We start from the raw sequence: 25,758 nt of genomic DNA, 5'->3' as shown, positions 1-25,758 counted from the left end.
ACCCGCGGCGCGATCGACACGTTCCCGTGGAACGGCAAGCAGGTCATGGACATGCAGTTCGGCCCCGACGGCGCCCTGTACGTCCTGGACTACGGCACCGGCTACTTCAACGGCGACGCCAACTCGGCCCTGTACCGCTACGACTACGTGGGCGGCGGCAACCGGGCGCCGACCGCGGTGGCGAGCGCGAACAAGACCTCGGGCGCGGCGCCGCTGACGGTGGCGTTCTCCTCCGCCGGCTCCAGCGACCCCGAGGGCGGCCCGCTGACCTACTCGTGGGACTTCGACGGCAACGGTACCCAGGACTCGACCGCGGCGAACCCGTCGTACACCTACACCACCAACGGCACGTACACCGCGACGCTCACGGTGCGGGACAACCAGAACGCCCCAGCCACGTCCAGCGTGCTGATCAGCGTCGGCAACACCGCGCCGGCCGTGACGATCAATGCGCCGGCGTCGGGGCAGCTGGTGTCCTTCGGCGACAGCGTGCCGTGGAGCGTCACGGTCAGCGACCCGGAGGACGGCACGATCGACTGCACCAAGGTCACCATGACCTACGTGCTCGGCCACGACCAGCACGCCCACCAGATCACGGCACAGACCGGCTGCTCCGGCACGATCACAATCCCGGTGGACGGTGAGCACGACGACGCGGCGAACATCTTCCCGATCTTCGACGCGCAGTACACCGACAAGGGCGGCCTCACCACGCACGCCCAGAACATCCTGCAGCCCCGGCACCGGCAGGCGGAGCACTTCAAGACGTCCTCCGGCATCAACACGTTCACCAAGACCGCCGCCGAGGGTGGCAAGACCGTCGGTGACATCCACAACGGCGACTGGATCTCCTTCGACCCGTACAAGGTGAACAACGCCACCTCGGTGCTGGTCCGGGCCTCGTCCGGCGGCACCGGCGGCACGGTGCAGTTCCGCACCGGCTCGCCGACGGGCACCGTCATCGGCTCCGCCACGATCCCGGTCACCGGCTCGTGGGAGACGTTCACGACCGTCACCGCGCCGATCACCAGCCCGCCGGCCGGCACGACGTCGCTGTACGTGACGTTCGCCGGGACCGGCACGGCCGCGCTGCTCGACCTGGACAGCTTCACGTTCACCACCACCAGCGGCGGGGTCGGCCCGGTCAAGGGTCTGGCCGGTAAGTGTCTGGATGTGCGTTCGGGGGCGACTGCGGACGGTACGCAGATCCAGCTGTACACGTGTAATGGCACGGCTGCGCAGACGTGGACGCGTACCGGTCAGACGTTGCGGGCGTTCGGTAAGTGCCTGGATGTGTCCGGTGGTGGTTCCGCGGACGGTACGAAGATCCAGTTGTGGACGTGCAACGGGTCGGGGGCGCAGAACTGGGCGCCGAACGCCGACGGGACCTTGCGGAACCCGCAGTCCGGTAAGTGTCTGGACGTGTCCGGTAACAACTCCGCGGACAGCACCGTCGTGCACCTGTGGACGTGCATCAGCCCGGTGCCCGCCAACCAGAAGTGGACCCTGCCCTGACGAGGTGATCGGGCGCCCGCGCCGCCACGCGGGCGCCTCCCTCTTTGCTAAGGAGATTCCGTGCGCAGATCCCTCGCCGGTGCGGGCGCCGCCATCGCCCTCGCCGCCAGTTCCCTCATCGCCGCCAGCCCGGCCGTCGCCGCCGACGCGCCCTACGACGTGCTCGTGTTCTCCAAGACCGCCGGGTTCCGCCACGACGCGATCCCGGCCGGCATCACCGCCATCCAGCAGCTCGGCGCGGCCAACAACTTCACCGTCACCGCCACCGAGGACGCCACCCGCTTCACCACCGCCAACCTCGCGCAGTTCGAGGCGGTCGTCTTCCTCAACACGACCGGCGACGTGCTCAACGACACCCAGCAGGCCGCGTTCGAGTCGTACGTGCGCGGCGGCGGCGGGTATGTCGGGGTCCACGCGGCCGCCGACACCGAGTACGGCTGGCCGTTCTACGGCACGCTGGTCGGCGCGTGGTTCTCCTCGCACCCGGCGATCCAGCAGGTCAACTCGAAGACCGAGAACCGGGCCCACCCGGCCACGGCGCACCTGCCGCAGACCTGGACCCGCACCGACGAGCTGTACAACTACCAGAGCAACCCGCGCAGCGGCGCCCGCGTCCTGGCCACCCTCGACGAGTCGTCGTACTCCGGCGGCACCATGGGCGCCGACCACCCGATCACCTGGTGCAAGACGATCGACAGCGGCCGCTCGTTCTACACCGGCTTCGGGCACACGCAGGAGTCGTACGCCGACGGCAACTTCCGCAACGAGCTGCTCGGCGGCATCCGGTACGCCGCGAAGCGCGCCAAGGCCGACTGCCGTCCCGAGAGCGGCTACACCGCGATCTACAACGGCGCCACGACCGGCTGGTCCCAGTCCGGCCCCGGCAGCTTCAGCAACACCGACGCGACGCTCACCTCCGTGGGTGGCATGGGCCTGTTCTGGTACAGCGCGAAGCAGTACACCTCGTACTCGCTGAAGGCGGACTGGCGGCTCACCGGCGACAGCAACTCCGGCATCTTCGTCGGCTTCCCGAACCCCGGCAGTGACCCGTGGGTCGCCGTCAACCAGGGCTACGAGATCCAGATCGACGCGACCGACGCCGCCGACCGCACCACCGGCGCCATCTACACGTTCAAGTCCGCGGACATCGCGGCCCGCGACGCGGCGCTCAACCCGGCGGGCGAGTGGAACACCTACGAGCTGCTCGTCGAGGGCCAGCGGATCCGGGTGTACCTCAACGGCACGCTGATCAACGACTTCACCAACACCGACCCGAACCGCAACCTCGACGGCTACATCGGCATCCAGAACCACGGCAGCGGCGACGTCGCCTCGTTCCGCAACGTCCGGATCAAGGACCTGGGCGGCACCCCGTCGACCGACGTGACCGTGCAGGCCGAGTCGTTCACCTCCGTCAACGGCGCGCAGGCGTTCACGAAGGCCGGCGCCAACAACGGCCAGACCCTCGGCTACATCGACCCGGGCGACTGGGCCGGCTACAACAACGTCAACGTCGGCGGGGCCACGTCCTTCCGGGCGCGGGTCGTCTCCGGCGGCCCCGGCGGCCAGATCCAGATCCGCACCGGCTCGCAGACCGGCACGGTCCTGGGCACCGTCAACGTGCCGAACACCGGCAGCTGGGACACCTACGCCAACGTGACCACCACGCTGACCGGCGTGCCGTCCGGCACCGCGAACATCTTCCTGACGTTCACCGGCACCGGCACCGGCCTGTTCGACGTGGACGACATCACGTTCGTGAAGTCCTCGACCCCGCAGACCGGCGTCGGCCCGGTCAAGGGTCTGGCCGGTAAGTGTCTGGATGTGCGTTCGGGGGCGACTGCGGACGGTACGCAGATCCAGCTGTACACGTGTAATGGCACGGCTGCGCAGACGTGGACGCGTACCGGTCAGACGTTGCGGGCGTTCGGTAAGTGCCTGGATGTGTCCGGTGGTGGTTCCGCGGACGGTACGAAGATCCAGTTGTGGACGTGCAACGGGTCGGGGGCGCAGAACTGGGCGCCGAACGCCGACGGGACCTTGCGGAACCCGCAGTCCGGTAAGTGTCTGGACGTGTCCGGTAACAACTCCGCGGACAGCACCGTCGTGCACCTGTGGACGTGCATCAGCCCGGTGCCCGCCAACCAGAAGTGGACCCTGCCCTGACCGGCACCCGTTGGCGGGGCCCCGGGCGTGCCCGGGGCCCCGTCGCCGTGCCACGGGCGGTTAGGCTGCCTGGGTGCTGGGGACACGGGTGAGGTTGACACTGGCGTCGGTGATGGTGCTCGGCCTGGCCGCGTGCGGTGGCCAACCGGACAAGACGGGCGCGGCCGCGGCGCCGCCGAGCCTCGAGACACCGGCCACGTCCTCCCCGGCCGCGCCGTCCGCGTCACCCCCGGCCTCACCCTCACCCTCGGCGAAGCCGTCGGCCAGCAAGAAGCCGGCACCGAAGCCGTCCTCGACGCTGAAGAAGCAGGTCGCGGCCGGCGGTGACACCGGCGGGGCGAAACCGCCCGCACCGGGCGGCGACGGCGTGCCGGCCACCGGGGCGGGCACGTTCACCGTCGCGGCCGGCGGCACCGGGATCGTGGGCGGCGGCGCGACCCTCGTCAAGTACCGGGTCGAGGTCGAGAACGGCATCCAGTGGGGCGCCAACCCGGTGTGGACCACCGACAAGACCGCGGCCGAGGTCGAACGTGCCCTCGGCGCGCAGCTGGGCTGGACGATGTCCGCCGAGCACCCGGTGACGTACGCGGCCAACAAGCTCACCGCCGCCAGCTGGTCGTTCCAGCGGGTCAGCGGCGAGGACTACAGCGTGCGGCTGCGGCTGGCGACCCCCGGCACCGTCGACAAGCTGTGCGCGTCCGTCGGCGTCAGCACGCAGGGCATCTACTCGTGCCGGTACGGCCAGACCATCCTGCTCAACCTGCGCCGCTGGCTGAAGGGGATCGACGGGGCGCCCGGCGTGGACTTCCACGCCAACACCGTCAACCACGAGATGGGGCACTTCCTCGGCTTCGACCACATGAAGTGCCCGGGCGCCGGGCAGCCGGCCCCGATCATGCAGACGCAGACGATCGCGCTCAACGGGTGCACGATCAACTCGTTCCCGTTCACTGCCGAAGGGACCTTCGTCCAAGGTCCCTGGGCACCCAGCTGAGCCGTTTGCTCAGCGCGGCCTACTTCAAGCGGCGCAGCAGGTCGATGACGTCGGCGTCGTACTCGCGCCACTCCCGGTCGGGCTTGAAGCCGAGCTCGGCGTTGACCTTCAGCAGCGGCTCGTTCTCCTTCGCGTTCCACGTCTGCACGTCCAGCAGGTGCGGCTCCGCGGCCCGCAGCTCGAACAGCATCCGTGCCTTGATCGCCCGGCTGATGCCGTACCCGCGGTGCACGGGCACCTCGATCGTGTCGTACTGGTCGGCGCGGGTCGGCCGCTGCGCGGGCACCACGACCTCGGTGAGGCCGGCGATCGTGTCGGACGCCTCGTGCACGGCCAGCACGATGTACGGCTTCAGCCCGCGCGCGTGCAGCGTCGCCAGGCTCGCCCGCAGCCGCTCCGCGTCGTAGGAGCTGGGCCGCAGCTCCAGGTCCGCCGCGACGGACGCCCGGGCCGCCTCCTTCGCCGCCGCGTAGCCCGCGTAGTGCTCCTCCGGCGGGCCACCCGGGTGGTACTCGACCCGGTAGCCGGCGCCGATGCCGGCGGCCATCTCGCCGAGCCGCAGCCAGTCGACGCCGCCCAGGTCGAGCAGGTTGCGCTGCTCGATGAACGCGCACTCGAACCCGAACGACTCGAAGAACTTGACGCTCGGGGTGCCGCCGATCACCTCGACCCCGACGGACTCGAAGCCCTCTTCGGCGGCCCGCCGCGCCACCGCGGCCAGCAACGCCGTGCCGACGTGCCCGCGGCGCGCCGCCGGGACCACCGACAGCTCCAGCACGCCGATCTCCTCCAGCGCGAGCAGGCTGGCGTGCCCGAGCAGGGCCCCGGACTCGTCGACGGCCAGCCACGACGTGCGCCGCTCACCGGGCATCGTCACGGCGAGATATTCACGGAACTTGACGTCCCGCCACGGCGGATCCTCAGGCACGTCGAACGCCACGATCTCGTTCAGCGCCCGCAGCACCGCCTCGATCTCGGCCGCGGACGCGGTCCCTGGGTCCCACTCGCGCACCATCACGGAGTCAAGCTTGCCTACCTTTGTGGCTCAGCGGAAGTACCGCGCCGCAGAGCGTGGCCTTCAACTGCCCGGAACTACCCGGTCCGGTCGCGCCGGCCGTAGTCGTTCGTGGCGTTGAACACCGCCGTGCGGTACTCCTCGGGGATGTTGTACGCGTGGATCGCGGCGTTCCAGCCCTCCAGGGTGGACAGGTCACGGCCGTTGGCGCACAGGTACGCGGCGGCGGTCAGCGCCGCGTCGTCGATGTCGTTGACGTCGGTGACCCCGTCGGCGTCGGCGTCCACGCCGAACTGCTTCCACGTGCTCGGCAGGAACTGCATCGGCCCGACCGCGCGGTCCCAGGTCTTGTCGGTGTCGATGGTGCCGCCGTCGGTGTCGCGGATCGCCTTCCGGTCGCTCTGCCCGTCCAGCGGCGGGCCGATGATCGGCGGCACCGACTTGCCGTCCTCCTGCACCAGCGAGCCGTTGGTGCGGCCGTGGTCGGACTCGATCTTCGCGATGCCGGCGAGCGTGGTCCAGGTCAGCTTGCACCCGGGGGTGGTCCGGGCGGTGATCAGCTCCGCGTAGCCGTACGCCTGCATCGCCACGGGCGGGATGTTCAGCTTCACGGCGCGCGGGCCGGCCCACGCGGCCAGCACGTCGGCCGGGCGCTCCCTGGTGCCGGCCGGAGGGCTGAACGACGACGCGGGCGGCATCGGTGCGGGCGCCTCGCCGGTCTCGATCCCGCCCGGGGTCGCCGTCGGCGGCGGGGCCGATCCGCCGGCCTGTGGCTTGGCGACCGCCGGGACCAGGTAGCGGCCGGCGGCGAACGCGGCGCCGAGCAGCAGCGCGATCGCCAGGCCGGCACCGGCGGTCCGGCCGGCGGGGCGGCGCAGCCACACCAGCAGGCCCTCCAGCCGGCTGGGGCGGCTCTGCAGGACGTCGGCGGCGGTGGCCGCGGGAGCCTCACCCGCCGGAGTGATCTCGCCGGGCTCCTTCGCCGCATGCTTCGGCACGTGCCGCTGCGCCGGCACGGTTTCGTCCTGGTCCGCTGCTTTGGGTGCCGCGTCGGGCGCTCGCTCCGGCGCTGGTGGGCGGAGTGCGGTCACCGAGAGTGTGTCCACTGTGGTGGGTCGCTGCTCGTCGGGCTCGGGACCGTGCTTCGTTGCCACATGTCGAGTATTCCGAATTCCCGCGCGCGTGTCACCGTCGCCTAACCTGTGGGGATGCCTCGTTACGAGTACCGGTGCCGGGCCTGCGGCGACACGTTCGAAGTCCAGCGGCCGATGAGTGAAGCCAACGCCAACGCCGCCTGTCCGGCGGGCCACGACGACACGGTGAAGCTGCTGTCGACCGTCGCGGTGGGTGGCAGCAACGCGGGAGGGGCCCAGCCGCGTCCTTCCGGTGGTGCCGGTGGTGGATGTTGCGGCGGCGCATGCGGTTGTTGATGCCATTGTTACGGACCGGTTTCGAAATAGTCGCCAGACGGCTTTGATGTTGTGGCCTTGCGTGCCACAACTCGCTGGGTCAGGTGGTCGTTACGTCACGCGAAACCCACTCGAGCTTCATCCCCGTATGCTTGCTGACCTGCATGGAGCAGCCGCTCATCGACCTTGAGGGCTACTGTTGGGGACCGTTTCTACGATGCGCGTGACCCCCGGGGTGGGGAATTATGGGTCACGCCTGAAAAGGGAGGCGGAGGTTTCACGTGTCGGCGCGGACGCATCTGCCCAGTGGGCTGGTGACATTCCTGTTCACCGACATCGAGGGCTCGACTCGACTGGCCCAGATGCTCGGCACGGGGTATCGGCCGGTGCTCCAGGAGCACCGGCAGGTGATCCGCCGCGCGCTGTCCAAGGCAGACGGTGTTGAACTGTTCACCGAGGGTGACTCCCTTTTTGTCGCGTTCGCCGACGCCGCCGCCGCGCTCGCCGCCTGCATCGAGGCGCAGCGTGAGCTCGCCGCCCACGACTGGCCCGTCGCCGCCGACGGCTCCACCGCCCGGCCGAAGGTCCGGATGGGGCTGCACACCGGGTTCGCCGAGCCCTACGGCGGGGAGTACACCTCACCCGAGGTCCACCGCGCCGCCCGCGTCGCCGCCGCCGCCCACGGCGGGCAGGTCCTCTGCTCCGCCGCCACCGCCGCCCGCGTCGGTGAGCTGTCCTGCGACACGTACCTGCTCGACCTGGGCCTGCACCGGCTGCGCGGCTTCGACGGCTGCGAGCGGATCTTCCAGCTGGTCGCGCCCGGCCTGGAGCGGCAGTTCCCGCGGCCGCGCACCATCGACGCGCCCGCGCACAACCTGCCGGTGCAGACCACCAGGTTCATCGGCCGCGCCAGCGAGCGCGCCGCGGTGCGTGACCTGATCAGCACGCACCGCATCGTCACCGTCGTCGGCGCCGGCGGCGCCGGCAAGACCCGCCTGGCCGTCGAGGCCGCCGGCGAGCTGGTCGAGCAGTTCCGCGACGGGGTCTGGTTCGCCGATCTCAGCGCCGTGGCCACCAGCGACCTGGTCGACGTCGCCGTCGCCGCCGCGGTCGGGCTGCGCCCCGAGCCGGGCCGGCCCGTCATCCAGACCCTCGTCGACCACGCCCGCGACCGGCGGATGCTGATCCTGCTCGACACCTCCGACGCGCAGCTGCCCGCCGCGCGGCGGCTCGTGTCGCGGCTGCTGTCCGCCGGCCCCGCGATCACCGTCCTCGCGACCAGCCGCGAGCCGCTCGGCCTGCCCGGCGAGGTCGTGTGGCGCATCCCGCCGCTGTCGGTCGAGGCGGCCAGCGGCGGCGGGTTCAGCGACGCCGTCGCGCTGCTCGTCGACCGCGCCTCCGCCGCCCGCGGCGGTCGCCCCGTCGAGCCCGGCGACATCGCCCAGCTCACCCGGGTCGCCGAGGCCCTCGAAGGGCTGCCCCTCGCGCTGGAGCTCGCGGCGGCGCGGCTGCGGCTGCTGTCCGCAGTACAGCTCGCCAACCGCATCGACGACGTCCTGGGCACCCTCGACGCGGGTCACGGCCGCCCCGCCGACCCCGAGGTGCCCGGCGACCGGCACCGGACCATGCAGGCGGCGGTGGACTGGTCGTACCGGACTCTGGACGAGCGCGCCGCCCGGCTGCTGCGCCGGCTGTCGGTCTTCGCCAGCCCCGTCGACCTGCCCGCCATCGAGTGGCTGCACGACGGCGACCCCCTCGACCCCCTGGCGACCCTCGTCGACAAGTCGCTGCTGCAGGCCGAGGCCGGCGCCGCGAATGCGACCTACCGCATGCTCGACCCGATCCGCGCCTACGCCGCCCGGCTGCTTGTCGAGGCCGGCGAGGAGGAGTCGGCCCGCGAGCGGCACGTCGCCTGGTGCCTGCAGGCCGCGCACGACGCGTACCTCGGTGCCGACGGCCGGCCCGTCACCCTGTCCCTGTACACGCTCGACCCGCTCGCCGACGAGCTGCGGGCCGCCCTGCACTGGACGGTGACCCGCGGCAGCGCCCGGCAGGGCCTCGCCGTCGCCGGCGCCCTGGACCAGTGGTGGCGCGAGCGCGGCCTCGTCCGCGAGGGGCGCATGTGGCTGTTCCGCCTGTACGAGCGGATCAGCGCGACCGGCGAACCCGTCCCCGACGCCGAGCTGGCCGCCGCGTACCACATGCACTCCCTGCACGCGGGCGCCGACGGCGAGACGGTCGAGGAGCTGCGCTTCTCCCAGCGCGCCGAGGCGGCCGCCCGCCGCGCCGGCGACCCCGGCCTCCTCGCCCGTGTCCTCGCCGGGCGCAGCGCGCCGCTGCTCGACATGGGCCGTTTCGACGAGGCCGAACGCACCTGCCGCGACGTGATCGCCCTCGCCGAGGAGCAGGGCGTCGCGGGTGAGACCCTCTTCGCCGTCTACGCCCTCGCCCAGCTGCTGTGGCGCCGCGGCGCCCTCGACGAGGCCGCGGACCTCCTCGCCTCGGCCCGCACCCTGGAGAACACCCGCCCGATGGAGCGCGGCCGGCGCACCGTCGACATGCTGCTCGGCCTGATCGCCCTGTCCCGCGGCGACCTGGTCGCCGCCCACGACCACCTGATCGTGGCGCTGCGCTCCCGCATGAGCCACGGCTTCCACCTGCGCGTCTGCGAGACGCTGATGGCGATCGCGGTCCGCTGCGCCCTCGCGGGCGAGACCGGCACCGCCGCCCGGCTCTTCGGCGCCGCCGAGGCGGCCCGGGTCCGGCTGCGCTGCTCCGCCGGCGGGTTCGGCTCGTACTGGACCGAGCAGCAGGCCGCGCTGCGCACCTCGATGGGCGACGCCGACTTCGACGAGGCCTACGCCGCGGGCGGCGCGCTGAGCCTGGAGGAGTCGGTCGCCCTGGCGCTCACGATCGAGCACCCGGACCTCGTCGCCGGCTCGATCCGCTTCTCCGCCGTCGAGTAGTGCTCTGACCACGAACGTCACCGGTGCTGGTCAGGCCGCTGTCCGGGTGGCTGGCCGACCCCGTCGGTGCTGGTGATCCTGCCCCGGTTGATCGAAGTCCCGTCGTGGTCGCCCGGATGGCCGGGACGCGACTTGGATCACCGCGGTGGTCCGGCCGGCGCGACGGGTTCGCCCAGGATGAGCCCTGCTGGACGGTGGGCTCAGATGGGGTGACAGGGCTTTGAGGGGTTGCCTCGCCGCACTGTCACCCCACCTCAGGGAGGGCTCACCGACGTGTCGGTGCGCTACCTCTTCAGACGCACCGGGTCCCTTTTCGGTTGCCTACAGGATCGTCCAGGTGTCGCCGCTGTTGAGCAGGGCGCCGAGCTCCTCCTCCGGGGTGCCCTTCACCTTGGCCTTCGCCGTGGTCAGCTGCTCGCGGACCAGGTCGTCATAGGCGGGACGCTCGACGGAGCGGAACACCCCGATCGGCGTGTTGCGCAGGTCGAGGCCCGGCAGCCGGGACAGGGCGAACGCGTACGCCGGCTCGGCGACGGACTGGTCGTGCACGACGATCTCGCCGGGCTGGACGGACGCGGTCGGCACCACGGACAGGCCGAAGCCGCCCGGCGGGTGCGTCACCGCCCACTCGCCGTCCTTGCCGAAGGTGATCGGCTGCCCGTGCTCGAGCCGGATGGTGAAGTCGTCCCTGGTGGACGGCTCCTTCAGGGCGTCGAACGCGCCGTCGTTGAAGATGTTGCAGTTCTGGTAGATCTCCACGAACGCCGACCCGCGGTGCTCGGCGGCGGCCCGCAGTACCGACTGCAGGTGCTTGCGGTCGGAGTCGATGGTCCGCGCGACGAAGCTCGCCTCCGCGCCCAGGGCGAGGGAGATCGGGTTGAACGGCGAGTCCGCCGACCCCGCCGGCGTCGACTTGGTGACCTTGCCGATTTCCGAGGTCGGGGAGTACTGGCCCTTCGTCAGCCCGTAGATCTTGTTGTTGAACAGCAGGATCTTCAGGTTGACGTTGCGCCGCAGGGCGTGGATCAGGTGGTTGCCGCCGATGGACAGCGCGTCACCGTCGCCGGTCACCACCCACACCGACAGGTCGGGGCGCGACACCGACAGGCCGCTCGCGATCGCCGGCGCGCGGCCGTGGATCGAGTGCATGCCGTAGGTGTTCATGTAGTACGGGAAGCGCGACGAGCAGCCGATGCCGGAGACGAACACGATCCGCTCGCGCGGAATGCCGAGCTCCGGCATGAACGACTGGACCGCCGCCAGGATCGCGTAGTCCCCGCAGCCGGGGCACCAGCGCACCTCCTGGTCGGACTTGAAGTCCTTCATCGTCAGCTTGAGCGCCTCAGGCATTCTTGACCACTTCCTCCAGCACCGACTCCAGCTCCGCGGCGGTGAACGGCAGGCCGCGGACCTGGTTGTAGGCGATCGCGTCGATCAGGAACTTCGAGCGGATGACCCCGGCCAGCTGGCCGAGGTTCATCTCCGGGATGACGACCTTGTCGTAGGCGGCGAGCACCGCGCCGAGGTTCTTCGGCATCGGCGACAGGTGCCGCAGGTGCGCCTGCGCGATCGGCAACCCCCGCTGGCGCAGGGCACGCGCGGCGGCGCCGATCGGACCGTACGTCGAGCCCCAGCCCAGCACCAGGACGCGGGCGGTGCCGTCGGGGTCCTCGACCTCCACGTCGGGCACCTCGATGCCCTCGATCCGCGCCGCGCGGGTGCGGACCATGAAGTCGTGGTTGGCCGGGTCGTAGGAGATGTCACCGGTCTTGTCGGCCTTCTCCAGGCCGCCGATGCGGTGCTCCAGGCCGGGTGTGCCGGGCACCGCCCATGGCCGGGCGAGCGTCACCGGGTCGCGCAGGTACGGCAGGAACGTCGTGCCGTCCTCGCTGTTCGGCTCGGTCGCGAACTCGGTGCGCAGGTCCGGCAGGTCCGCGACGTCGGGCAGCCGCCACGGCTCGGAGCCGTTGGCGATGTACCCGTCGGAGAGCAGGATGACCGGCGTGCGGTAGACCAGCGCGATCCTGGCAGCCTCGAGCGCGGCGTTGAAGCAGTCGGCGGGGGAGCGCGGCGCGATGACCGCGACCGGGGCCTCGCCGTGCCGGCCGAACAGGGCCATGTTGAGGTCGGCCTGCTCGGTCTTGGTCGGCAGGCCCGTGGACGGCCCGGCCCGCTGGACGTCGATGATGAGCAGCGGCAGCTCCAGCGCGACGGCGAGGGAGATGGTCTCGCCCTTGAGCGCGACACCCGGCCCCGACGTGGTCGTCACGCCCAGCGCGCCGCCGTAGGACGCGCCGAGGGCCACGCCGATCGCGGCGATCTCGTCCTCGGCCTGCACCGTCGTCACGCCGAACTTCTTGTGCTTGCTCAGCTCGTGCAGGATGTCGGAGGCCGGGGTGATCGGGTACGCGCCCAGGAAGACGGGCAGCTCGGCACGTACCCCGGCGGCCACGACACCCAGGGCCAGCGCGGCGTTGCCGGTGATGTTGCGGTAGTTGCCGGCGGCCATCTTCGCCGGCTTCACCTCGTAGCGCACCGCGAAGTTCTCGGTGGTCTCGCCGAAGTTCCACCCGGCCTTGAACGCGGCGACGTTGGCCGCGACCAGCTCGGGGCGGGCGGCGAACTTGCGCTCCAGGAAGCGCAGCGTCGACTCGTGCGGGCGCGAGTACATCCACGACAGCAGGCCGAGCGCGAACATGTTCTTGGCCCGCTCGGCGTCCTTCTTCGACACGCCGTGCGACTCGAGGGCCTTGACCGTCATCGAGGTCAGCCCGACGGGCGCGACGACCCAGCCGTCGAGCGAGCCGTCCTCGAGGGGGTTGGTCGCGTAGCCGACCTTGGCCAGGTTGCGCTTGGTGAACTCGTCGGTGTTGACGATGATCGAGGCGCCCTTGGGCAGGTCGGCGAGGTTGGCCTTGAGCGCGGCGGGGTTCATCGCCACCAGGACGTTGGGGGCGTCACCCGGCGTCAGGATGTCGAAGTCGGCGAAGTGCACCTGGAAGCTCGACACGCCCGGCAGGGTGCCTGCGGGGGCGCGGATCTCCGCGGGGAAGTTGGGCAAGGTCGAGATGTCGTTGCCGAGCTGCGCGGTTTCCGACGTGAACCGGTCACCGGTGAGCTGCATGCCGTCGCCGGAGTCGCCAGCGAACCTGATGACCACTCGATCCAGCTGGCGGACCTGCTTGGTCACGTGAGCTGACCTCCTGTTGAAGCTGGCGGAACTCCGGATCCGGTGGTGCGACAACGTCGTCGAGCCGGCCCGATCCTTGCTGACACTCAGAGGGTACGTCGAAGGTCCCCGACTGCCGCCGCCGCAGTTGCCCATGTGGGTCGGATCCCGGATTTGTGCGGCTCTTGAGTAACCGCACAAAACCGCACGTATCCTGCGTTACTCGTCGGTACTGCGGAAGCCCGATCCGGCGACGGGCCCGTCGGGCAGCCTGGGCAGCGTCAGCGACCTGGGGATCGGCGAGCGCTGGGGCAGCGCCGGTAGATTTTCGTCACTTCTGCGCGGCTCCGGCACGCTCGCCGCGGTCCCCGCGGCCACCGCCACCGGCACGTCGGACTCCTCGCGCAGGCGGCGACGCAGCGAGAACACCACTAAAAAGCCTACCAGCGCGACCAGGCCGACGATCCCGCCGATGAGCGGCCCGCTGGACAGTGGATCGCCGGTCAGGCCGCTGGTGGGCCGGCGTTTCGCGACGTCGGTGCCGGACGCGACCGCCACCGCGACGGGCGACGCGGGCGCCTCCGTGGGCAGTGGCGTCTCGCCGGCCACCGGCGGCCCGCTGATCTTGTAGTCGACGCGGGTCTCGACCGCGTTCCGGCCGATCGGCGCCAGGTACCCGTGGACCGCACCGGTGAGCGGCAGCTCGGCCCGCGCGGACGCGGTGATCGACAGCCCGAAGCCGGCGGACACGTCCCGGCCCGCGGCGACGTCGCCGAACTCACACCGGTCCCGCTCCGCCGACAGCCGCTTCCTGACCTTGCAGACGCTGGGGAACGACACCACGTCCACACCCGGCGGGGTGACCACCTCGATCGCCCCGGAGGCCTTCGCCGAGCCGGTGTTGCGCAGCCTGATCTGCAGCGTCGTGGTCTGTGCCTGCGGGGTGACCTGCGCCGGGAGGTTCAGCGGGTCGGCGCTGAGCTCGATGCCGGGCGCCGGGGGCGTGGTGCTGAAGGTGATCGAGAAGTTCCGCACCTTCGGCGGGAAGTTCTCCATCACCGCGGTCACGTTGCCGGATCCGGACAGGCGCCAGGCGTCCGGCGCGACGTCGACGGTGATCACGACGTGGCCGATCTTGCCCGGCGCCAGGGGGCAGCTGAAGCTCAGCGTGCCGTTGCTGGTGGTGCAGCCGTCGGTGCCGTAGCCGCCGGTCGCGCGGGTGCCGCTGGGGAACGTGGTGTACCCGGTGATGGTCTCGGCGAGCTCGCCGAGGTTCTGCACGGAGATGACGAGCTTGCCGGAGCCGTCGCCCTGCCAGTAGCCGTCGCCGAGCACGACGTTGCTGACCGACACCGCGAACTTGCGGACCTTCGGCGGCGGTGGCGGCGCCTCGGTCGTCGGCGGTGGGGGCTGGGTCGTCGGTGCCTCGGTCGTCGGCGGCGGTGGCGGCGCCGTGGTGACGGGCGGGTCGGTCGGCTCGGTCGTGGACTGCTCCGGGTCCGGCTCGGCGTGGGCCGCCGGCGACAGCGTGAACAGCAGCGAGCAGACGGTGCTCAGCACAACGAAGGCAGCACGAAGCCGGGCGCGGCGGCGCGCGGGTGCTTCCATGGGGGTGTCCTCGTATCTCGGCGGCGGCGGTCCGCTTGCTCGGGGGGTACTTGCTTGCCGTAGGGCAAGGAAGCCCATTATCTAGACAACTTCTCGATTTCGGCATGTCGGAGATCGTGTTTATGCGGGTACGGTGCGTGTTGTGAGTGGATATCTGGGTGGTTATGCGACGCTCGGCCTCCTGCTTCTGGTCGGCGCGGGTGTCTTCGTCGCCGCCTTTACGACTGCTCGGTTGCTGGGACCCCGCCGATCGGCTGACAGTGGGGTGGCGGCCGCGAAGTTCGACACCTACGAATGTGGGCTCGACCCGGTCGGCGGCGACTGGGCCCAGGCGCAGATCCGCTACTACGTGTACGCCTTCCTGTACGCCCTGTTCGCGGTCGAGAGCGTGTTCCTCTTCCCCTGGGCGGTGATCTTCGACCGGCCAGAGTTCGGCACGGCCGCCGTGGTCGAAATGGCGATCTTCGTTGCGGTGCTCGGTCTCGGCATCCTGTACGCCTGGCGCAAGCGCATCCTGCGCTGGACCTGACGCTAGCGTCGGCGCCGCGATTCCGCAGCGCTCAGGTCGGCGCCGCGATCCGCCGGCGCCGCGACCCTGCGGCGCTCAGGCCAGCCCGCGGCGGGCCACGGCGGGCTGGCGGTCGCCGCGGATCGCCGCGACCGTGTCCAGGACGCGGCGGGTCGCCCGCACCTGGTGCGCCCGGAAGACCCGGGCGCCCAGCCACGCCGACACGGCCGTCGCCGCCAGGGTGCCTTCCAGGCGCTCGCCGACCGGCACGTCCAGGGTCTCGCCGATGAAGTCCTTGTTCGACAGCGCGACCAGCACCGGCCAGCCGGTCGCCGTCATCTCCCCGAGGCGGTTCGTGATCGCCAGGGAGTGACGCGTATTTTTCCCGAAGTCGTGCGCGGGATCGATGAGGATGCCGTCCCGCCGGACCCCCAGCGACACCGCCCGCTCCGCCAGGCCCGTCACGGTGCGTACTACATCCTCAACCGGATCCGTGAAGGCCGCCCGGTGCGGCCGGGTCCGCGGCGTCAACCCGCCCGCGTGCGAGCACACCAGCCCGGCGCCCGTCTCCGCGGCGACGGCCGCCAGTCCCGGGTCGGCGCCCGCCCACGTGTCGTTGATCAGGTCGGCGCCGGCGGCGATGACCTCCCGGGCCACCTCCGCCCGCCACGTGTCGATGGAAATGACCACGTCAGGGAAGCGTTCCCGGACCTTGGCGACCGTCGGCAGCGTCCGGCGCAGCTCCTCCGCGGCGTCCACGGTGCTGCCCGGGCCGGCCTTCACCCCGCCGATGTCGATGATGTCGGCGCCCTCGGCGACCGCCGCCTCGACCGCCCGCAGCGCCGCGTCCTCGGCGAACGTCGCACCCTTGTCGAAGAACGAGTCGGGGGTACGGTTCACGATCGCCATCACCGCATAGTCACTGTCGGTGAACTGCCGGCCGCCCAGCCGAAACATCATGGATCCTCCGTCTTTCCTTCAGATGGGTGTGCCGGGGTCGCCCGCGCCCAGCCAGCGTGCCACGATTCCCCCTATGGCTGAGTTCCTCCTGGTGTTGATCGCCGCCGTGGTCGTCGGGGCCATCGGGTTCGGCGTGTCCTTGTTGATCACCGGTGACGACCCGGGGATCGAAGGTCTCGAGCCCGACGGGCGCGCGGTGCCGCTGCCTTCGTCCCGGCCGCTGGTCGAGGGCGACGTCGGGCACGTGCGCTTCGACACCGCCCTGCGCGGCTACCGCATGGCGCAGGTCGACGCGGCGCTGCGCCGCGCCGGCTACGACATCGGCTACAAGGAGGAGCTGATCCAGGTCCTCGAGGCCGAGATCAAGGCGCTGCGCGACGGGCGCACCGAGGACGCCGACGCGCTGCGCGACGCCCGCCAGGCCGCGGTCACCGGCGCCGGCGGCACGAACGTCGTGCTGGAGAAGCCGGCCGCCCCCGCACCCGCCGCGGAGCCCGCCGCCGACGTCGTCTCCGACACCGACACCGACACCGACGCCGACCGCCCCGGCGAGGACGGCGCGGCGAACAGCTGGGGCCTGCCCAGCGACGAGACGTGGGGCAGCCCGTCCCCGGTGGTGAAGTGACCGATCCGTCGTTCGACGACGCGGCGGCACAGCCCGGCACCGGCGAGGTGACCGCGACGGTGATCGTCCGGGCACCCGCCGAGCGGGTCTTCGCCGCGTTCATCGACTGGCCCCGCCAGAGCGACTGGATTCCGTTCACCACGGTGCGGGTGCTGTCCGGCGACGGCGGCGAAGGCAGCTCCATCGAGGCGGTCACCAGGGTCGGGCCCGCCGCCGTGCGCGACCTCATGCGCGTGGTGAAGGTCGACCCGCCGTACGAGGTCCGCGTCGTGCACCACGGCAAGGTGCTGCGCGGCCCCGGGGTGCTGCGCTGCACGCCGCTGGGCGCCGGCCGCACCCAGGTCGTCTGGCACGAATGGTTCCACCTGCCGGCCGGGGTCGCCGGCAAGGCCGCCTGGCCCGTCCTCTGGCCCGGCTCCAAGGTCAGCCTCACCGGCGCCCTCCGGCGCTTCGCCCGGCTCGTCGAGGCCGGGAAACTGTCGTAGCCCTGCAGTACATTCCGTGACGTGGTTGATGTGGTCATCGGTGACGACGGGCTGGCCAGGTGCGCGTGGGGCGGCTCCACGCCGGACTACGCCGTTTATCACGACACGGAGTGGGGCCGGCCGGTCCGCGACGACAACGGGCTCTATGAGCGGCTCACCCTGGAGGCGTTCCAGTCCGGCCTGTCGTGGATCACGATCCTGCGCAAGCGGCCCGCGTTCCGTGCCGCGTTCGCCGGGTTCGACATCGCCACGGTCGCCGAGTTCGGCGAGGCCGACGTCGAGCGGCTCCTCACCGACGCCGGCATCGTGCGCAACCGGGCGAAGATCGAGGCCGCGATCGCCAACGCCCGCGCCGCCGCCGACCTGCCGGGCGGGATCGCGAAGCTGCTGTGGTCGTTCGCGCCGGAGCCCAGGGCGTCCCGCCCGGCCAGCTTCGCCGAGGTCCCGGCCGTCACCGAGGAGTCCAAAGCCCTGGCCAAGGCCCTGAAGCGGCATGGTTTCCGGTTCGTCGGCCCGACGACCGCCTATGCGCTGATGCAGGCCACCGGCATGGTCGACGATCACCTCGCCTCTTGTTTTGTGCAGCCCGACCGGCCATGATCCGGATTGACGATCACCCGGTGAGCGACGGGAGTGTGGACCGATGACGGCCGAGTTCGCCGCCGACTACGGGGGACCCCTCGACCTCGTCGACTACGACGAGAGCTGGCCGGCGAAGTTCGCCTACTACCGTGACGAGCTCGCCGACGCGCTCGGGCCCGTCGCGCTGCGCATCGAGCACATCGGCTCCACCGCCGTGCCCGGCCTCGCCGCGAAGAACGTCATCGACATCCTCGTCGTCGTCGCCGACGAGCACGACCGCGAGGGCTACCGCGCCGCCGTCGAGTCGACCGGCATGGCCCTGGCCCACCGCGACGCCGCCGCGTCCTGGTCGTTCTACCGGCCGGCCGCCCCGCCGCGCACCCGCCACGTCCACGTCACCTCGCGCGGCTCCTCCCACGAGCGGGTCCAGCTGCTCTTCGTGGACTTCCTGCGCAACCACGAGCTCGCCGCCGACGCCTACGCCCAGGTGAAGCGCCGCCTCGCGGTCCGCTACGCCGACGACCGCGAGCGCTACACCAGGGCGAAGACCGAGTTCATCTTCGACATGCTCGACCGCGCCGAGCAGTGGGCCAACCAGACCGGCTGGACCGTCGAGCAGCGCTGACCGAGCCGGCCTGACCGGGCCGGGCAGCGGGCCGGCCTGACCGGGCCGGCCTGACCGGCTGGACCGTCGAGCATCGCTGACTGGGCCGGCCTGACCGGCCTGACCGCCCTGACCGCCCTGACCGCCCTGACCGGCCTGACCGCCCTGACCGGCCTGACCGCCCTGACCGCCCTGACCGCCCTGACCACCCTGACCACCCTGACCACCCGCGCACGTTCCCGCCGTGGCGCCCCGGACCGCCGCGGCGAGGTGCGGGCAGGGCGGATGGTGGAATGGGGGCATGACGAAGTGGGCGGTGGTCGTTTCCGAGGAGCGGTTCTCGCAGGAGCGTCTCTACGCTTCACGGTTCGTGCCGGGCGCCGAGCTGCCGGCCGGTGACGAGGCGCTGCTGGTCGCGGCGCTCGAGGAGCCCGTCGTCTTCGGGGTCGCGCGGGCCGACGGGGCGGGCCGGCTGCAGTACACGGTGAACCTGATCGACGCGCCGCTGCCGTTCACCGGAAAGGCCGGCCCGCTCGAGCCCGGGGCGCACCGGATCGACGACGCCGCCTTCGGCGCGGTGTCCGGGACGGGCGAGGCGCCGGCGAAAAAGACCTGGCTGGTGAGCGTCGACCTGCCGATCGAGGCGTCGTCGCCGGCGGAGGCGGTGCGGGAGTTCTGGGCGTACGTGCGCGACCTCGGCCCGGCCGAGCTGCCCGCGTTCGTGTGGCCGGTCGGCGACGAACTGGCCATGCAGGCGTTCGTGCTCGGCGCCGAGGCCAACCAGGACCCCGAGGAGGAGTGACCGGCGGCAGCAGGCCCGGCAGGGCCCGGTCTGAGCCGCGCTGAGGCCGGCCCGCTCCGCCGCGCCGACCTCCCCGGCGGTCGGTCCGAAGGTCGCGCGGCGCAGCAGGTGCGTGTGTGCTGTCCGGTCGGCCTTGCGGTCACCGCATGGCCGGCATATTCAGGGGGAAGCCCGGTTCAGCGGCCCTGGAAGACCGGCCGCTCCTTCTTCACGAAGGCGGTCGTCGATGCCAGATGGTCGGCGGACTGCCCGCAGATCCCCTGCGCGTCGGCCTCCACGGCCAGGGCGTCGCTCAGCGGGGCGCCTGCGGCGGCCACCAGCTGGCGCTTGATCTGCGCGTACGCGACGGTGGGCCCGGCGGCCAGCCGCGCCGCCAGCTCCAGCGCGGCCGGCAGCACCTGCTCGTCGTCGTCGACCAGCCGCGACAGCATCCCCAGCCGGTCGGCGGTGGCCGCGTCGATGGGCTCGGCCAGCATGAGCAGCTCCGTGGCCTTCGCCTGCCCGACGAGCCGCGGCAGCGTCCACGACACGCCGGTGTCGCCGGCCAGGCCCACGTTCGCGAACGCCATCAGGAACTTCGTCCCCGGCCCGCCGACCCGGAAGTCCGCCAGGAGCGCCAGCGACGCGCCCGCGCCGGCGGCCATCCCGCGTACCGCCGCCACCACCGGCTTCGGCATGCCCGCGACCAGCTCCGAGATCGGGTTGTAGTGCTCCCGCACCGTGGCCAGCGGCGCCGGGTCACCGCGGTCGAGCAGGTCGACGTGCTCGCGGAGGTCCTGCCCGACGCAGAACGCCCGGCCGGCCCCGGCCAGCACGACGGCCCGGACCGCCGGGTCGGCGGCGAGGTCCCGCAGCGTGTCGCGCAGGGCGACCTTCGTCGCGACGTCCAGCGCGTTGAGGGCGTCGGGGCGGTTGATGGTGACGACGGCGACCGCGTCGTTGCGCTCGACCTGCAGGCTCATGCGGATCCCTTTCCTAGCTGTGCAGACACTGGTCAACGTAGCGGTCGGCGGCGGGGCGCAGCCGACCGGCGTGTCGGTCGAAGAACGCGGCCGCCGCGGTGCCCGGCCAGTGCTGCGGCAGCAGCTCCGGCGGCAGCTGCGGGTCGCGGAACAGGAACGCCCGCCAGGCGTGCACGAGCGTGAATCTGGCCGCGTACGCCTGCTCGTCGTCGGTGCCCGGTCCGATGCCGGCCACCACCGGGGTCAGCCTGGCGACGAAGTCCTGGTACGCGGCGCCGATCTCGTCCAGATCCCACGCCCTGGTCACCAGCGATCCGCCGCCGGCGACGTGGCTGGCGCTGAACCGGTCGAAGCGGACCCCGGCCTCGGCCAGCAGCGCGTCGACGCCCTCGCCGGGGCGCGGGGCGATCCAGGTGGAGGGGTCGATCGCCCCGTACCCGAGAAATCCCAGGTTGGCGACGAGTTTTGCCCGCGCGCCTCGGTGCTGCGGCGGGTCCAACGTGATGAGATCGAACCGTCCGTCCCAGGCGGCGTCGCCCTTCGGCGTGCGGTAGATGCGGGCACCTGCCGCATCGAGCCGTCGTGCCGCCTTCGGGGTGATGCCGTAGCCCGGGCCGGTCGGCAACCGTAAAGGTTGCAGCCAACCCTGCCGTACCATCCGCGACACCGCGGTCCGGACGGCGGGCGCGGCGATGCCGAGGGGTGCGAGCAGGCGCACGAGGGCCGCGACGGCGGCCCGTCCACCGCGGGGACGGAGATGGTCGCCATACAGATCAAAGAGGGCGGACCGGGCCTGCATGGCCGCTTATTGTGACAGTTGATCGGCATTCACCGCCAGGAGTTGTCACATGGTTCGCGTCCCGGTTTGGGTCTTGGGGCCATCATCAGGGAAAATCATCTGTTGGCGCGTTCATCACGAGTCGGAAGGCCGGGAGGCAGGTCCCGGCCGACGCTGGTGACAGGCCGCGCGGGCATGCGGGGACGGCTGTGCCACCTGGTGTCTGGGACATCAGGGAGCGAAGGGAGACAACATGGCGGCCATGAAGCCGCGGACAGGCGACGGTCCGCTGGAGGTCACCAAGGAGGGGCGGGGCATCGTCATGCGGGTCCCGCTGGAAGGTGGTGGGCGGCTCGTCGTCGAGATGACCAAGGATGAGGCCAACGAGCTCAGCGAGGCGCTGAAGACCGCCACCGGCTGAGGTCTTTCGTTCATCCGGCATGACCCCGCGCAACCGAGTGGCCCTGAGGCGGTCGCTCCCCGAGGCATGCGCGGATAACTTCGAGTGGAGGCACGCTCTTGCTGGACATACGGTTCGCCACGGCCCGCAACGCCTCCGGCGCGGTCGCCGTCGTCGTGCCGGCCGGCGGGGACACCACATCTGACGACCCCTCGCCGGAGGAGCTCGCGGACGCACGACTCGCGGCCGTGCGGCTGTCGCTGGCGAGGCTCAAGCTCGGCCCGGCCGACCTGGACGACATCATGGCGTTCCTCGCCGATGTCGAGCACTCCGGGTCGGCCGGCACCATGCACAAGCTGCCCCGCGCCGGGCGCCGCCCCGACCGCCTGCTCTTCGTCGGTGTCGGTGCGGGCGACGAGGCCGGCTGGCGCGCCGCGGGCGCGAAGCTCGCGAAGTCCGCCGGTAGCGAGCCGACCCTCATGGTCCTGCTGCCCGACGACGTCACTCCGGCCGCGGTGCGGGGGCTCGGTGAAGGGTTGTGGCTCGCGTCGTACCGGTTCCGTCTCGGCATCGACGAGCCGCCGGCGCTGCGCCGGGTCGTGCTCGTGCCGTCGGCGTCCGGGGTGCCCTCCGCCGATCTGGCGACCGGGCTCGCCCTGGCCAGGGTCACCGCCGAGTCGACGGTCCTTGCCCGCGACCTCACCAACATGCCCAGCGACGAGAAGACGCCGGCCTGGTTCGCGAAGCGGGTCGAGAAGGCCGCGGCAGGTGTACCGGGGGTCACCGTCACCGTCCGCGACCCGAAGACCCTCGCCGAGCAGGGGTTCAACGCGATCCTCGCCGTCGGGGGCGGCTCCACCCGCAGCCCGCGCCTCGTGGAGCTGTCCTGGCGGCCCCGCGGCGCCCAGCGGCACGTCGTGCTCGTCGGCAAGGGCATCACGTTCGACACCGGCGGTGTCTGCGTCAAGCCGCTGTCCGGCATGAAACTCATGCGCAAGGACATGGCCGGCGCCGCCGCCGTCATCGCCGCGACCCTCGCCGCGGCCGCGCTGCGCCTGCCGCTGCGGATCACCGCCCTCGCCCCCCTCGCGGAGAACGCGCTCGGCGCCGACTCGTTCCGCCCCGGCGACGTGATCCGCCACTACGGCGGCACCACCAGCGAGATCCACAACACCGACGCCGAAGGCCGCCTGGTCCTCGGTGACGCCATGGCCTACGCCGTCCGGCGGCTGCGGCCCGACGCGATCATCGACCTCGCGACCCTCACCGGCGCGCAGGGCGTCGCCCTCGGCAAGCGGACCGCGGCCCTCTACAGCCACAACGACACCCTCGCCACGCAGCTCGCCGAGGCCGCCGCGACCGCCGGGGAGTCCATGTGGCGGATGCCGCTGCACGACGACTACGTCGAGGCCCTCGACAGCGACGTCGCCGACATCGTCAACTCCACCGACGTCGGCGCGGGCTCGCTGATGGCGGCGCTCTACCTGCGCGAGTTCACCGGCGGGCTGCGGCAGCAGTGGGCGCACCTGGACATGTCGTCCTCGGCGTGGGCGGACTCGGCCGACGGGGAGCTCACCAAGGGTGCGACCGGCTGGGGGGTACGCACCCTGCTGCGGTGGCTGGAGACCACGGCCTGAGCGGTTGCCCGCTTCCTGGGCTTTCCTGCTTTTTTCTGGTTGGACGTTCGCTTTTCGGGCGCTACCGCTTCGAGGTCTTCAGCGGCCGGCGGGCTTCAGGCCGAGCGGCTTGCCGGCCAGGCTCTCCCGGCGGACCGCGAGACGGTCTGCGACCGCGATCAGGGCGGCCGCCGCGGGCGCCTCCCGGTCGGACAGCACCAGCGGCGTCCCGGCGTCGCCGCCCTCCCGCAGGCGCGTGTCGAGCGGGATCTGCCCCAGCAGCGGCACGGGCGCGCCGACGAGCCGGCTGAGCGACTCCGCGACCTGGGTGCCGCCGCCGCTGCCGAACACCTCCATGCGCTGGCCGTCGGGCAGCTCGAGCCACGACATGTTCTCCACGACACCGACGATGCGCTGGTGCGTCTGCAGCGCGATCGACCCGGCCCGCTCGGCCACCTCCGCGGCCGCGGCCTGCGGCGTCGTCACGACCAGGATCTCCGCCGACGGCAGCAGCTGCGCCAGGGAGATCGCCACGTCACCGGTGCCCGGTGGCAGGTCCAGCAGCAGCACGTCCAGATCGCCCCAGTACACGTCGGCGAGGAACTGCTGCAATGCCCGGTGCAGCATCGGCCCGCGCCACACGACCGCCGTGTTGCCCGGGGTGAACATCCCGATCGAGATGACCTTCACACCGTGCGCCGACGGCGGCATGATCATCGACTCGACCTGCGTGGGCCGGCCGTCGGCGCCGAGCATGCGGGGCACCGAGTGGCCGTAGATGTCGGCGTCGACGACACCCACGCGCAGCCCCTTCGCGGCGAGCGCCGCCGCGAGGTTCACCGTCACGCTGGACTTGCCGACGCCGCCCTTGCCGCTGGCGACCGCATATACCCTGGTCCGCGAGCCCGGCTGGGCGAACGGGATGACCGGCTCCTGCACGTCACCACGCAGGCTGCTCTGCAGCTCCTTGCGCTGCTCGGGGGTCATCACCCCGAAGTCGATCTCGACCCCGGTGACCCCGTCGACGGCGCCGACCGCGGCCGTGATGTCGGTGCGCAGCTTGTCCTTCAACGGGCAGCCGGCGACCGTCAGCAACAGGCCGATCACGGCGACCCCGTCGGGGCGTAGCACGACGTCCCGGACCATGCCGAGCTCGGTGATCGGACGGCGGATCTCGGGGTCGTCGACGGTCGACAGGGCGGCGGCAATCGCGGCTTCGACGGTGGTGGCCGGGGCTGACATGTCCGCCATGGTACGTCGGGACCCCTGCCTGTTCAGGTGACCGCCCGTCCGCGGTAACGCATCACACGAACGATGACGGGCTTGTCCCGCGTCCGCGACGATGAGATCATCGTTGACAACGCCGCGCGCCTCGCCCCTTGAGGCACGCGGCTTTTTCTCTGCCCGAAATTGTCGTACCCCTGTTCGAAAATGGGGGCATGACTGAACTCGGCACCACCACCGCCACCGTCCTGCAGGCCACCGCCCCGTTCGATCTCGCCTGCTCGCTGCGCGCCATGGAGTCCTTCGCCCCCTGCAGCGGCGACCAGCTCGTCGTCGACGGCCGGGTCCGCAGGGCGTTCCTGCACCCCACCGACCCGGCCCGAGCCGTCGTCACCGAAGTCGTCGGCCGCGACGACGGCGTCGCGCTCACGGTGTTCAGCGACGGGCCGCTCACCCCGGCGGAGACCACCGCGGTCGGCGAGCGGGTCAGCGACTGGCTCAGCCTCCGCGACGACCGCGACACGTTCCTGCGACTGGCCCGCGCCGACCCCGCGATGACGCCCGTCCTGGCCGTCGCCGAGGGCCTCCACCAGGTCCGTTTCGCCTCCCTCACCGAGGGCGCCGTCTTCTACACCCTCGTGCACCACTCCGCGCACTGGTTCGCCAAGGCGTACAAGCGCAGGCTCCTGTCCGACCACGGCCCGCACGGCGTCGTCGACGGCGTCGCCTATGCCGCGTTCCCGCCGATGTCCAAGCTCACCGAGCTCGGCGTCGAGGGTCTCAAGCCGTATGCCAGCAACGTGCTGAGCGCCAGGCGCCTGCACGCGGTCCTGACCGGCCTGAGCGGCCTCGACGAGCACTGGCTGCGCACCGGCCCGGCCGACGAGGTCTATGACGCGCTGCTGTCGGTGCGCGGCGTCGGCCCGTTCACCGCGCACGCGCTGCTGCTGCGGGTCCTCGGCCATCCCGACCGCGCGCCGCTGGAGATGCAGCAGCACCTCACCGCCGCCACCGCCATCTACGGCGCACCCACTCCGTCACCGACCGAGCTGCGCGACTGGTATGGCGGCACGATCGGCTGGTGGGCCTACACGGTGCGGACCGCGCTGGACTGGATCGAGCGGGACCAGCGAGCCGCGACGCGGGCCGCACGTGCCCGCCGGTCGGCGGATGGCGACCGGTCGGAGGTGACTGTGGCCGGCTGACACTTTCGTGCGGTTCGTCCTGCTCCCGCGCCGCGACCTGCTCGTCCGCGGCGCGGGGGCACGGGCCGGCCGCGCTTACTGTCCGCGCCTGGGTCTGACGCACCTTTTGTGTGCATGTGCCGGGTGCTTAGGTGCCAGGTCTCGATGATCACTCGGACCTCGGCC

Annotated in this window: 23 protein-coding genes; 14 read left to right on the top strand and 9 right to left on the bottom strand. The window is 71.7% G+C overall.

What is annotated here, in order from left to right; translation table 11 throughout:
• The 3 genes from AB0H83_RS45770 to AB0H83_RS45760 all read left to right on the top strand — a co-directional run.
• Positions 1-1,515: carbohydrate-binding protein (locus tag AB0H83_RS45770; protein ID WP_360108133.1), on the top strand; the 1,515-nt coding region annotated here is incomplete at its 5' end.
• A 60-nt stretch (positions 1,516-1,575) separates the two neighbouring features.
• Positions 1,576-3,681, top strand: a complete 2,106-nt coding sequence (locus AB0H83_RS45765; protein WP_360108130.1) for a ThuA domain-containing protein — start codon at positions 1,576-1,578, stop codon at positions 3,679-3,681.
• Between the two features lie 88 nt (positions 3,682-3,769).
• Complete coding sequence (locus tag AB0H83_RS45760) at positions 3,770-4,675, top strand: DUF3152 domain-containing protein (protein ID WP_360108127.1); 906 nt, start codon at positions 3,770-3,772, stop codon at positions 4,673-4,675.
• Between the two features lie 19 nt (positions 4,676-4,694).
• Here AB0H83_RS45760 and AB0H83_RS45755 read toward each other — a convergent pair whose 3' ends face one another.
• Positions 4,695-5,690, bottom strand: a complete 996-nt coding sequence (locus AB0H83_RS45755; protein WP_360108151.1) for a GNAT family N-acetyltransferase — start codon at positions 5,688-5,690, stop codon at positions 4,695-4,697.
• Between the two features lie 77 nt (positions 5,691-5,767).
• Positions 5,768-6,844 (bottom strand): lytic murein transglycosylase, encoded by a 1,077-nt coding sequence (locus AB0H83_RS45750; protein WP_360108124.1) that lies wholly within the window; start codon positions 6,842-6,844, stop codon positions 5,768-5,770.
• Between the two features lie 54 nt (positions 6,845-6,898).
• On the opposite strand from AB0H83_RS45750, the gene AB0H83_RS45745 reads away from it, so the two are divergent.
• Together AB0H83_RS45745 and AB0H83_RS45740 are read left to right on the top strand one after the other, a co-directional pair.
• Positions 6,899-7,120, top strand: coding sequence for a zinc ribbon domain-containing protein (locus tag AB0H83_RS45745; protein WP_360108121.1), 222 nt, complete (start codon positions 6,899-6,901; stop codon positions 7,118-7,120).
• Between the two features lie 260 nt (positions 7,121-7,380).
• Entirely contained in the window at positions 7,381-10,065 is a 2,685-nt protein-coding gene (locus AB0H83_RS45740) for an adenylate/guanylate cyclase domain-containing protein (protein ID WP_360108118.1), read from the top strand.
• 321 nt (positions 10,066-10,386) lie between these two features.
• On the opposite strand, the gene AB0H83_RS45735 is transcribed toward AB0H83_RS45740, so the two are convergent.
• The 3 genes from AB0H83_RS45735 to AB0H83_RS45725 all read right to left on the bottom strand — a co-directional run bounded on the left by AB0H83_RS45735 (position 10,387) and on the right by AB0H83_RS45725 (position 14,842).
• The gene (locus tag AB0H83_RS45735; RefSeq protein ID WP_360108115.1) at positions 10,387-11,415 is read right to left on the bottom strand and encodes a 2-oxoacid:ferredoxin oxidoreductase subunit beta; all 1,029 of its coding nucleotides are present in this window, start codon (positions 11,413-11,415) and stop codon (positions 10,387-10,389) included.
• Positions 11,408-13,255 carry a 2-oxoacid:acceptor oxidoreductase subunit alpha gene (locus AB0H83_RS45730; RefSeq protein ID WP_360108112.1) on the bottom strand — a complete coding sequence of 616 codons (1,848 nt, stop codon included), beginning with the start codon at positions 13,253-13,255 and terminating at the stop codon, positions 11,408-11,410. The genes AB0H83_RS45735 and AB0H83_RS45730 overlap by 8 nt, the downstream gene beginning before the upstream one ends.
• Before the next feature lie 198 nt (positions 13,256-13,453).
• Positions 13,454-14,842, bottom strand: coding sequence for a hypothetical protein (locus tag AB0H83_RS45725; protein WP_360108109.1), 1,389 nt, complete (start codon positions 14,840-14,842; stop codon positions 13,454-13,456).
• 142 nt (positions 14,843-14,984) lie between these two features.
• On the opposite strand from AB0H83_RS45725, the gene AB0H83_RS45720 reads away from it, so the two are divergent.
• Positions 14,985-15,371: an NADH-quinone oxidoreductase subunit A gene (locus AB0H83_RS45720; protein ID WP_360108106.1), complete on the top strand. Its 387-nt coding sequence runs from the start codon at positions 14,985-14,987 to the stop codon at positions 15,369-15,371.
• Between the two features lie 75 nt (positions 15,372-15,446).
• Here the strand turns inward: AB0H83_RS45720 and folP are convergent, their stop codons facing one another.
• Positions 15,447-16,310 carry a dihydropteroate synthase gene (gene folP, locus AB0H83_RS45715; RefSeq protein ID WP_360108103.1) on the bottom strand — a complete coding sequence of 288 codons (864 nt, stop codon included), beginning with the start codon at positions 16,308-16,310 and terminating at the stop codon, positions 15,447-15,449.
• Positions 16,311-16,383: 73 nt separating this feature from the next.
• On the opposite strand from folP, the gene AB0H83_RS45710 reads away from it, so the two are divergent.
• The 5 genes from AB0H83_RS45710 (at position 16,384) to AB0H83_RS45690 (ending at position 19,408) form a co-directional block, all read left to right on the top strand.
• Positions 16,384-16,935: a DivIVA domain-containing protein gene (locus AB0H83_RS45710; protein ID WP_360108100.1), complete on the top strand. Its 552-nt coding sequence runs from the start codon at positions 16,384-16,386 to the stop codon at positions 16,933-16,935.
• On the top strand, positions 16,932-17,420 hold the full coding sequence (locus AB0H83_RS45705; protein WP_360108097.1) for an SRPBCC family protein: 489 nt from the start codon (positions 16,932-16,934) through the stop codon (positions 17,418-17,420). The genes AB0H83_RS45710 and AB0H83_RS45705 overlap by 4 nt, the downstream gene beginning before the upstream one ends.
• Before the next feature lie 21 nt (positions 17,421-17,441).
• Positions 17,442-18,020 (top strand): DNA-3-methyladenine glycosylase I, encoded by a 579-nt coding sequence (locus AB0H83_RS45700; protein WP_360108094.1) that lies wholly within the window; start codon positions 17,442-17,444, stop codon positions 18,018-18,020.
• A 43-nt stretch (positions 18,021-18,063) separates the two neighbouring features.
• Positions 18,064-18,627 carry a GrpB family protein gene (locus tag AB0H83_RS45695; RefSeq protein ID WP_360108091.1) on the top strand — a complete coding sequence of 188 codons (564 nt, stop codon included), beginning with the start codon at positions 18,064-18,066 and terminating at the stop codon, positions 18,625-18,627.
• A gap of 280 nt (positions 18,628-18,907) precedes the next feature.
• Positions 18,908-19,408, top strand: coding sequence for a hypothetical protein (locus AB0H83_RS45690; protein WP_360108088.1), 501 nt, complete (start codon positions 18,908-18,910; stop codon positions 19,406-19,408).
• A 176-nt stretch (positions 19,409-19,584) separates the two neighbouring features.
• On the opposite strand, the gene AB0H83_RS45685 is transcribed toward AB0H83_RS45690, so the two are convergent.
• Both AB0H83_RS45685 and AB0H83_RS45680 read right to left on the bottom strand, forming a co-directional pair.
• Positions 19,585-20,376: an enoyl-CoA hydratase-related protein gene (locus AB0H83_RS45685; RefSeq protein WP_360108148.1), complete on the bottom strand. Its 792-nt coding sequence runs from the start codon at positions 20,374-20,376 to the stop codon at positions 19,585-19,587.
• Positions 20,377-20,383: 7 nt separating this feature from the next.
• Complete coding sequence (locus tag AB0H83_RS45680) at positions 20,384-21,169, bottom strand: PaaX family transcriptional regulator C-terminal domain-containing protein (protein ID WP_360108085.1); 786 nt, start codon at positions 21,167-21,169, stop codon at positions 20,384-20,386.
• A gap of 232 nt (positions 21,170-21,401) precedes the next feature.
• Here AB0H83_RS45680 and AB0H83_RS45675 point away from each other — a divergent pair, with 232 nt between their 5' ends.
• Together AB0H83_RS45675 and AB0H83_RS45670 are read left to right on the top strand one after the other, a co-directional pair.
• Positions 21,402-21,569, top strand: a complete 168-nt coding sequence (locus AB0H83_RS45675; RefSeq protein ID WP_081971220.1) for a DUF3117 domain-containing protein — start codon at positions 21,402-21,404, stop codon at positions 21,567-21,569.
• A gap of 101 nt (positions 21,570-21,670) precedes the next feature.
• Positions 21,671-23,185: a leucyl aminopeptidase family protein gene (locus AB0H83_RS45670; RefSeq protein WP_360108145.1), complete on the top strand. Its 1,515-nt coding sequence runs from the start codon at positions 21,671-21,673 to the stop codon at positions 23,183-23,185.
• Positions 23,186-23,263: 78 nt separating this feature from the next.
• On the opposite strand, the gene AB0H83_RS45665 is transcribed toward AB0H83_RS45670, so the two are convergent.
• Positions 23,264-24,406, bottom strand: a complete 1,143-nt coding sequence (locus AB0H83_RS45665) for a P-loop NTPase (protein WP_360108081.1) — start codon at positions 24,404-24,406, stop codon at positions 23,264-23,266.
• Positions 24,407-24,603: 197 nt separating this feature from the next.
• Here AB0H83_RS45665 and AB0H83_RS45660 point away from each other — a divergent pair, with 197 nt between their 5' ends.
• Complete coding sequence (locus AB0H83_RS45660) at positions 24,604-25,593, top strand: hypothetical protein (RefSeq protein ID WP_360108078.1); 990 nt, start codon at positions 24,604-24,606, stop codon at positions 25,591-25,593.
• The last annotated feature ends 165 nt before the right edge of the window (positions 25,594-25,758 follow it).

This window comes from Dactylosporangium sp. NPDC050688 (assembly GCF_040654515.1).
GTDB lineage: Bacteria > Actinomycetota > Actinomycetes > Mycobacteriales > Micromonosporaceae > Dactylosporangium.
Note: the sequence above shows the minus strand (reverse complement) of the source record. Positions and strands in the feature narration are given on the sequence as shown.